General features: G+C 35.6%; 8 protein-coding genes and 1 pseudogene. 7 read left to right on the forward strand and 2 right to left on the reverse strand.

The annotated features are described in order from the left end of the window. Positions 1 to 25: 25 nt before the first annotated feature. A complete protein-coding gene (locus PGOND44_RS01325; RefSeq protein ID WP_003435099.1) occupies positions 26 to 1564 on the reverse strand; it encodes a glycine--tRNA ligase in 1539 nt (512 codons plus the stop codon). A gap of 166 nt (positions 1565 to 1730) precedes the next feature. Between PGOND44_RS01325 and PGOND44_RS01330 the strand changes: the two genes are divergently transcribed. From PGOND44_RS01330 to PGOND44_RS01355, 7 genes and pseudogenes are all read left to right on the forward strand, one after another. Then, positions 1731 to 2387, forward strand: a complete 657-nt coding sequence (locus PGOND44_RS01330; protein ID WP_236611953.1) for a ComF family protein — start codon at positions 1731 to 1733, stop codon at positions 2385 to 2387. 46 nt (positions 2388 to 2433) lie between these two features. Beyond that, positions 2434 to 4044: an Ig-like domain-containing protein gene (locus tag PGOND44_RS01335; RefSeq protein ID WP_003435104.1), complete on the forward strand. Its 1611-nt coding sequence runs from the start codon at positions 2434 to 2436 to the stop codon at positions 4042 to 4044. Between the two features lie 516 nt (positions 4045 to 4560). After that, a pseudogene (locus tag PGOND44_RS15135) lies at positions 4561 to 4758 on the forward strand (tyrosine-type recombinase/integrase); the annotation flags it as partial. 119 nt (positions 4759 to 4877) lie between these two features. Continuing rightward, positions 4878 to 5306, forward strand: a complete 429-nt coding sequence (locus PGOND44_RS01340) for a DUF3761 domain-containing protein (RefSeq protein WP_003435107.1) — start codon at positions 4878 to 4880, stop codon at positions 5304 to 5306. Positions 5307 to 5316: 10 nt separating this feature from the next. After that, positions 5317 to 5784 (forward strand): hypothetical protein, encoded by a 468-nt coding sequence (locus tag PGOND44_RS01345; protein WP_003435109.1) that lies wholly within the window; start codon positions 5317 to 5319, stop codon positions 5782 to 5784. 176 nt (positions 5785 to 5960) lie between these two features. Continuing rightward, entirely contained in the window at positions 5961 to 6821 is an 861-nt protein-coding gene (locus PGOND44_RS01350; protein WP_003435112.1) for a TlpA family protein disulfide reductase, read from the forward strand. A gap of 151 nt (positions 6822 to 6972) precedes the next feature. Next, the gene (locus PGOND44_RS01355; RefSeq protein ID WP_003435114.1) at positions 6973 to 7719 is read left to right on the forward strand and encodes a hypothetical protein; all 747 of its coding nucleotides are present in this window, start codon (positions 6973 to 6975) and stop codon (positions 7717 to 7719) included. A gap of 300 nt (positions 7720 to 8019) precedes the next feature. Here PGOND44_RS01355 and PGOND44_RS01360 read toward each other — a convergent pair. Then, on the reverse strand, positions 8020 to 8663 hold a 644-nt coding region (locus PGOND44_RS01360; protein ID WP_003435118.1), incomplete at its 5' end, for an IS91 family transposase.

An 8663-nucleotide genomic window follows, 5' to 3' on the forward strand; every position in this document is an offset into this window, starting at 1 on the left:
AAAAGCAGGCATTAAATTCAAACTTTTAAGACTCTAGCCACGTTTTAAAATCTATTTCTTTTTGTATAATGGCTTTTACTTCAGAAATAGGAACACGCTGTTGCTCCATGGTATCTCGATGGCGAATAGTCACACAATGATCTTCTTTGGTCTCATGGTCAACGGTGATACAAAATGGAGTTCCTGCTGCATCTTGTCTTCTGTAACGTCTCCCTACAGCATCCTTTTCATCATAAACAACATTGAAATCCCATTGCAACTCCTTGAGAAGTTCTTTAGCAATTTCCGGTAAGCCATCTTTCTTCAAAAGTGGAAACACAGCCGCTTTTACGGGGGCAAGTATAGAAGGAAGCTTTAATACGGTTCTTGAACTACCGTCCTCAAGAGTTTCCTCTTGCAAAGCGCTGGAAAATACTGCCAAAAACATTCTATCTAGACCAATTGAGGTTTCAATCACATAAGGCACATAATTTTCACCAAGCTCTGGATCGTAAAATTGTAGTTTTTTTCCAGAAAGATTTTCATGCGCTTTAAGGTCAAAATCTGTTCTGGAGTGAATTCCTTCCAATTCTTTAAAACCAAATGGGAAATTGAATTCTATATCGGTAGCCGCATTGGCATAATGCGCCATCTTTTCGTGATCATGAAATCGGTAGTTTTCTTCACCAAGATTTAAAGATTGATGCCATTTTGTTCTTAGCTCTTTCCAGTGTTCAAACCATTTGAGTTCTTCTCCAGGGCGAACAAAATATTGCATTTCCATTTGTTCAAATTCGCGTTGGCGAAATATAAACTGTCTAGCGACTATTTCATTTCTAAAGGCTTTTCCGATTTGAGCAATCCCAAAAGGGATTTTTAGTCTCCCCGATTTTTGGACATTCGCAAAATTCACAAAAATCCCTTGAGCGGTCTCTGGCCGTAAATAGAGATCGGATGCCGATTCTGCAGATGCGCCCAACTTGGTACCAAACATCAAGTTGAATTGCCTCACTTTGGTCCAGTCTCCTGAGCCGCTCACCGGGCAGGCTATTTCCAGCTCTTCGATAAGGGCTTTGACATCCTCTAAATCTTCATTGGTTAATGAAGTCGCTAATCGTGTTAAAATTTCTTTGGATTGGGATCTGTATTTTACAACTCTAGGATGAGTGCTTACAAATTCAGCTTCATCGAAAGCATCTCCAAAACGCTTTTTGGCTTTTGCGATTTCCTTTTGTGCCTTTTGTTCTATCTTTTCGACATAGTCTTCGATCAAAACATCTGCCCGGTATCTTTTTTTAGAATCCTTATTGTCGATCATAGGATCATTAAAAGCGTTTACGTGACCAGAAGCTTCCCATGTGTTGGGATGCATGAGGATTGCAGCATCTAAGCCCACGATCTCCTCATGAAGGTGGACCATACTTTTCCACCAATAGGCTTTAATGTTGTTTTTGAGTTCAACTCCATTTTGCCCATAATCATAAACAGCACTTAAGCCATCATAGATTTCACTGGAGGAAAATATATATCCATACTCCTTAGCATGGGATATTACGTGTTTGAATTTATCTTGCTCTTTTGCCATATCGCAAAAGTAAAAAAACGCTTCTTGATAATGCGTTTTCGACTGTAAATTATTGACACTTTATATGTTGAGGTTCTACCTTCTTCTTTTTTTATTCTGAAACGATTTTTTCCCTAACTTCAAACAATCAATTTATCTTCAGATGTTTAAGGACTTTAAAAACTTATTGTTTCCCAAACTCTGTGCTTGTTGTGACCAAGTTATACTGAAAGAAGAAGCGTTTATATGTACATTTTGTAGGCATGAATTACCGCTTTACTCCAACTTTTTTGATGGCCATCACGATTTGCATAAGATTCTTTACGGCAGGGTTCAACTCGAACAAGCTGCAAGTTTGTTCTATTTTGAAAAAAAGGGACCTATCCAAGCTTTAATCCACGATTTAAAATACAGGGGCAATAAAGAACTGAGTTTTTACTTAGGGAGTTGGTTAGGAGAAATTTTGTTTGAAGCCGGTTGGCAAACGAGTATCGATGTAGTTATCCCTGTCCCTCTGCACAGACAGCGGATGAGAGAAAGGGGCTATAACCAAGTAGAAGGTTTTGGGAAAGCTATTGCTGAAAAGCTTTCGGCAACGTATACCGATACCCTCTTAAAAAGGAGTTCCAATTCAAAAACTCAGGTATTCAAAAGCCGGCTTGCAAGAACAGAAGTTATTGGAAATAATTTTTACGCAGAACATCTCGAAGAGGTATCTGGTCAACATATACTACTTGTGGATGATTTGGTAACTACTGGCGCTACTCTAGAAGCCTGTTATTTGGCTTTGAATGAGGCTGAGGGTATAAAACTAAACATTGCAACAATGGCCATTACCAAATAATAAAATCTATATTTTATTGTTTCTTTGTATAAAATAATTCCCGAAAATGAGAGTTCACTTTTCACGACTGTCAGTGTGTATTGTATTAGTTTCTATTCTTTCCTCTTGTGCCCAAAGAGGACGACCAGATGGTGGACCTAGAGATCTAGATCCCCCAAAATTTTTGAATTCTACCCCAGAAAATTATACGACCAATTATAACAAAAATCAGGTGACTATCAATTTCAATGAATTTGTAAAATTGGAAGATGCTCGTCAGCAAATTTTCTTTTCACCACCAATAGAACCGCGTCCTACCATCTTTCCTATGGGACAGGCCAGTAGAAATGTGAGGTTGGATATTCCCCGGGATTCGCTAGAAGATAACACGACCTACACTGTCAATTTTGGAAAAAGCATAGAAGATAATAACGAAGGCAATAAACTCCCTTATTTTAAATACGTGTTTTCTACGGGCAGCTATGTGGACTCGCTTCAAGTAGAGGGCAATGTGTTTGATGCTTTTAGTAGAGTATCTGATGAAAATATTTCTGTAATGCTTTATGCTTTAGATTACAACTATACGGACTCTTTAGTCTTCGATAGCCTTCCGAGGTATATTTCTTTTGTAAGAGATTCGACCTCCTTGTTTAGTGTGGATAATATAAAGCCGGGGAATTATAAAATGGTGGCGATCTCCGATAAAAATAACAACTATAAATTTGATCCCGCCCAAGATAAAATAGGCTTTGTAAGTGATACCGTTAAAATTCCTTCAGATCAACTCTACGATATTCTTGTCTTTAAAGAAGAACTAGAGTTTGAAGCGGTAAGACCTAAGCAGGTCTCCAAGCAACAGTTTGAATTTGGTTTTAAGGGAACTCTTGAAGACTATAAAATTGATTTGATTTCTGAGGCGCCTGAAGATTTTAAGGCTAAGTATTTTAGGGATCAAGACACCGACACCCTTCATTATTGGTATAAACCCTACCTGGAAAAGGACAGCTTGTTGTTTACCTTTAGCAATCTAGGTCGAATAGATACGTTGGAAATCAGGCCAAAGCAAATTGAAGAAGACTCTTTAAAAATTTCAGAAGTAAAGATTCAAAAGAACAAATTGCTAGCCGATTTTAAACTTAAAGCCAACACTCCAATAATCGGCTTTGAAAAAGACTCTATCAGCCTCATTAACAAAGACTCATTGGCTATCGATTTCGAATTAGCCCTAGATACGTTGTATAACCAACTGACATTCAAATTTGAAAAAGAAGAGCAGCAATCTTATAAAATAGACCTATTACCAGGCGCTATTACCGATTTTTTTGAGATACAAAATGATAGCTTGAGTTATAGATACAACACAAAATCATTGGCAGACTTTGGGAATCTCAATCTCACCATCACCAATGTTGAAGAATTTCCTATTATTGTTGAATTGGTGAATGAGAAAGGTGAAGTTGAATCTACAGTATACGAAACCGAAAAATCCACGGTTAATTTCAAATTGATTACGCCGGGGTCTTACTTTATAAGATTGGTCTATGATAAAAACGCCAATGGGAAATGGGATACAGGAAACTTTCTGAAGCGGTTAAAACCCGAACCTGTCCTCTACGAAGCACAGCCTGTTGAAATTCGTGCCAATTGGGATGTGCAGTTAAGTATTACTCTATTTTAGAATAGTCGTGTACAATTAGACTATAAGACCGCTGTATTACAATGCATAAGATTTGATCTATAATTTATACATTATAAGCGCCAATTGGATTATAGGGGATAATAGAAGGACAAATTGGTATTACTTACGAGTTCAAGTAGTATGGTATAATTCCCTTTTAAAAACCCCATTGATTTCTACTGCTTTTTTGTTGCCTACTGCAGATGCTTATAAGAGTGGTTTTTACAATAGGCAGGACAGAAGACCTTATCCGATCTGCAAGGATTGTTTTCTCACATATGTTGCATTTATTTTTCACAACATCTCGACTAAGGCTTAACTTTAGGCTACCCGTTCTTAACGGTTAAGAACCTTTAAATAATTAAAAAAGTAGATTTTTAGTTCTGTTTTAACTAATTTAGGTAATCAAGGCATGTTTTATAGATGACTAGAAATAATGAAAGCAACTAAAGATCAAAGTATGTATCGCAAAGCTGTAAAAACACCAACGGAAACCCTTGGAGCACCCCACACACTTTACGTCGTAGTTTTGCCACACCTATTATGGAACGGGGGACAAGTTTAAGACATATCCAGGCCGCTTTAGAACATAATAGCTCAAAAACCACAGAAATCTACACTCGAGTTTTAGCGATGAATAACAATACAATAAAAAGTCCATTGGATACTATGTATGAAAGTGTTAGTTTAGATGAAAATAAAACAACGTCCTAAATAGATATATACCCTATAATGAAGATTTGAATAGGGTTTATACGGATGCTGGCATTAATACGAAAAAAACATTGCGGAATTAAAAACCGAAATTTTGATTTGAAAAAAAGAGCTTTAATATGATTTGGGTTATAAGGATAATATTACTTGCCATATTAGTTGCAATTATTCGTAATTGGCCAAAAACAAGTGTTTTTATAGCTTTTGTCATTTTGATTATCTATATAAATAGTGACGACAAACAAGCAGATAGAATTGAAACCAATAAAATTGAGAATGTACAAAACCCGAACAATTTAAATAAATTACAGACCAACAGCAATTCGATTTATAACAATAACACTTATCAATCAAACGAAAATAACAACACACGAAATAGAACAAATTATAAACCGAGTAAAACCAATTCAAATTCTTACAAAAACTACAACTCTGAAAAAACCAAAGTCCGAGTTGGTGCAGTTTGTAGAGATGGAACTACTTCAACTGCAACAGGACGAGGAGCTTGTTCACATCACGGAGGAGTAGCTTATTGGCTTTATGAATAAATACAAACAAATGAATAAATTTTTATCAATTGCTTTAATTCTTTTTACAACCGTTTCATTTTCCCAAAGTCAAGAAGAAACTACGGATTGGATAACAAGAAATTCAGATGGACGAGAACAAGTTTTTTATAACGAGAACGATGGAACTTTGCATCTTTTAGCTGTTAGACAAGCAGGAAACTTATTAACTACTTTTGTTAATGAAATTAATCCGAAAGATGTCAAATCCATTAGCGTTAAATATGGAAATGATGGTTGGAATTCAATTAACTTGAATTTTAAAAGTTCTGGCTCTACTGTCGATTACTACACAGTTGACAAAAATTATGAGATGATTGGAGAAGTTAAGAGCATAAATAAATACGGAATGAATATTTCGATTGAAAGCGATAGAGAATTAATTGATAGTTTTAAAAAAGCATATATCCATTTATTCAAAACCATCGGAATAGAAGTAAAAGATGGGAATATGTTTTGACATTGTGGGAAAGTACTAATGGCAACACCGTGTATAATTAATGGCTGGTTCTCGCCTACTTACGAAAATCCTCGCGGATTTTATATTCGGTTTTTATTTGCTAAATTAGGTGCTTAAACACGCCACTAATCATACACAAACACGTTGTGCATAATTTTAGACAAAAATTCAAAAACATGAGAAACATCCTGATTGGAATCCTAATTATTGTAATTTCTACTTCATCTTGTAAAGAGAAATCTGAATCAATTAATGAAAAATTAGTCAATGAATCCTATAAAACGGATGTTGATTTTAAAACAATCGAATCCGACTTTATGAAATGGTGGACTTATCATTATAACACAATTAATCTATCTAAAAATTTTATAGCTATAAATGAATCTTCAGAGGTAATTTCAAAAGAGGAGTTTCTAAAAACTTTGACGTCTGGAAAGCATATTGCACTTAAAATAAAAACAAAGGAAAATTCCGTTGTTAAATACCAACTTTTTAAGTTAGATGAAAAAGCGGATAAAACTATTAGCTCAACAATCAAAAAAGTTTCATTGACTGATTATAAACACTTCCAAATGGAAACCAAAGATTTTCCAGAGTTTGAATTTACTGACATAGAGGGAAACACTTTCAACAATGAATCTTTGAAAGGAAAAACTACTCTTATTAAAACATGGTTTATCAATTGCAAACCTTGCATAGCGGAATTCCCTGAGCTTAATAAATTAGTTGAAAAATACAAGCATAGAGATGACATACAATTTATAAGTTTAGCATTGGATTCTAAATCAGAATTAGAAACATTTCTAACTAAAAAAGACTTCAGATATAAGGTAGTCCCTGACCAAAAAGAACTTATTACAGAAAAGTTGGAGTTACAGGCGTATCCTACTCATTTAGTAATTAATCAAAATGGAACAATATTAAAGGTAACTAATAAAGCTTCTGTCATGATGGCCTTTATTCAAGTTCAAGATATATTATCTAATAAAAAGGATAGTAAGATTCCACCTCCGCCGCCGCCAGCAAAATCAAGCTAAAACTATGCACAACATCGGTTAAGCACAAATAGCGGGTATTTGAACTAAAAGTTATATTTTAGAGACCAAGAAACAAACAACGAAGCCGACAAGAACGCGTCCCTACTCCACGCTACTTGCCTTAACCAAGACCGTTGTGCCTAATTAAAAAATGAACAGACTCCTAGCAATATTGACATTAATCCTTTTGACTTCTTGTGGTCAATCAACAAAGTCTGACAATGCAAAACAGACTGACGAGCTAGCAGAAACCCCAACTGAAATTGAGACGGCCATGATTGACCAGGAAATCAAGCAGGAAGAAAAATTTGAGAAAGTAGATTGTACCGACCTAGACTTCATTTCAGCAGAACAACGAGCCGACTCATTATTGGCATTTATGGAAAAAGCTATCGATTCGAGTTCAGCGAGCCGAATCAAATGGGAACAAAAGTTTTTCTGTGTCTTTCCTAACTCATTCAAAGGAATGCAAGCTGTTTTCGGTTATGACAATGATAATGGAGCATCACCTTTATATGACTATCCAAAAGGAGCAAATGTCATTCAGTATTTCAGCCAATTGAAATCCATTCCAGACTCTACTTACTATGACAAATACGTAAGAATAAACATTGACGGAATTTGGGAAGCTGACAATATTGGAGAAGCTTTTGATTTTGCAAATAGACTCGTGAAAGACACCAAAAATTCTTGTAAAGTACTTTCAACATTCTCTGACAAAGAGATTAAAAGTGTCTTCCGTTTCATATTTGACGGACCACACCCGAAAAACAAAATGAACGAAGGAACTTACGAGGACCTTAAACTTAAGATTGACGGTCAAAACAAGTTATTAAGCCAATTATTGACAGAATCCTATGAGGAACTAATGGCTGAAGATGATGGACATGGACATTGAAAAAAGAAAAAACTAGGCACAATAACTAAGCATATGGCTTGCCGATAGGCCAAAGCTATATGATTTGTTGACTGATCCGGGATTTTTAGATAAGGGGGAATTCGATGAGTTGGCAAGAACCTTACAAGAGGAGAAGGTTGTTTTTAGAGTGCTTTGCATCTCTTTTTATTCAGTTGCTTATCTAAATTAAGGTGCTTTTTAGGGAAATCACTCTTTTTTTGTGTGAGAATCTGCTATTTTTTATCAGTTTCCTTTAGTTTGGGCATTAGTAAGTCAAGGCTCTTTTTAGAACCGTTTTTTTTAATGTTTGCATTCCAGTTTATCCTTTATAATTTGTTTGTAATCCTTTGGAGGACCACGACTATCAAAGGTAAAAAGTGTGATCAATGTCTCTTTTTTACAACTCGGACAACAGCGATGGAGAGACTTCTCTTGAGTGGCAAAGGTTACAATGTGAGCCAAGTTTTTATCTCTTAATTGCAATTGTAATAGCGGTAACTTCTCTTTTTTCCAACTGCTGCTCAAAAACCCATAATGCCTTATTCGAGTAAAGCCTTTGGGAAGAATATGGAGCTGAAAACGCCGTATAAACTCTTTAGTGGAGAGTGTTAGTGTGGTTTTTTGCCCACCTTTTCTATAGTCTTTTAAACTAAATGTAAGCTCCCTTTTTTCTTTATCAATCGACAAGATACGGTGATTACTTATCGCTATTTTATGGGTGTACCTACCTAAATATTCAATCACATGTTCTGGTTTTCCAAAAGGAGTTTTGGCATAAACCACCCACTCTTTTTTGAACAACTTATCATATAAAGATTGCGGTAATTGGGGAAGTGCCTTTCGTAATTTGGACACAAAACGGCCTCTAAATTTATCACTCATCGCCTCTACTGAAAATAGAAAATCATCTTTTGCTGTTCCTTTTTTCCAGAATCCTGCCTCAC

It is taken from the genome of Psychroflexus gondwanensis ACAM 44 (assembly GCF_000355905.1).
Classification (GTDB): domain Bacteria; phylum Bacteroidota; class Bacteroidia; order Flavobacteriales; family Flavobacteriaceae; genus Psychroflexus; species Psychroflexus gondwanensis.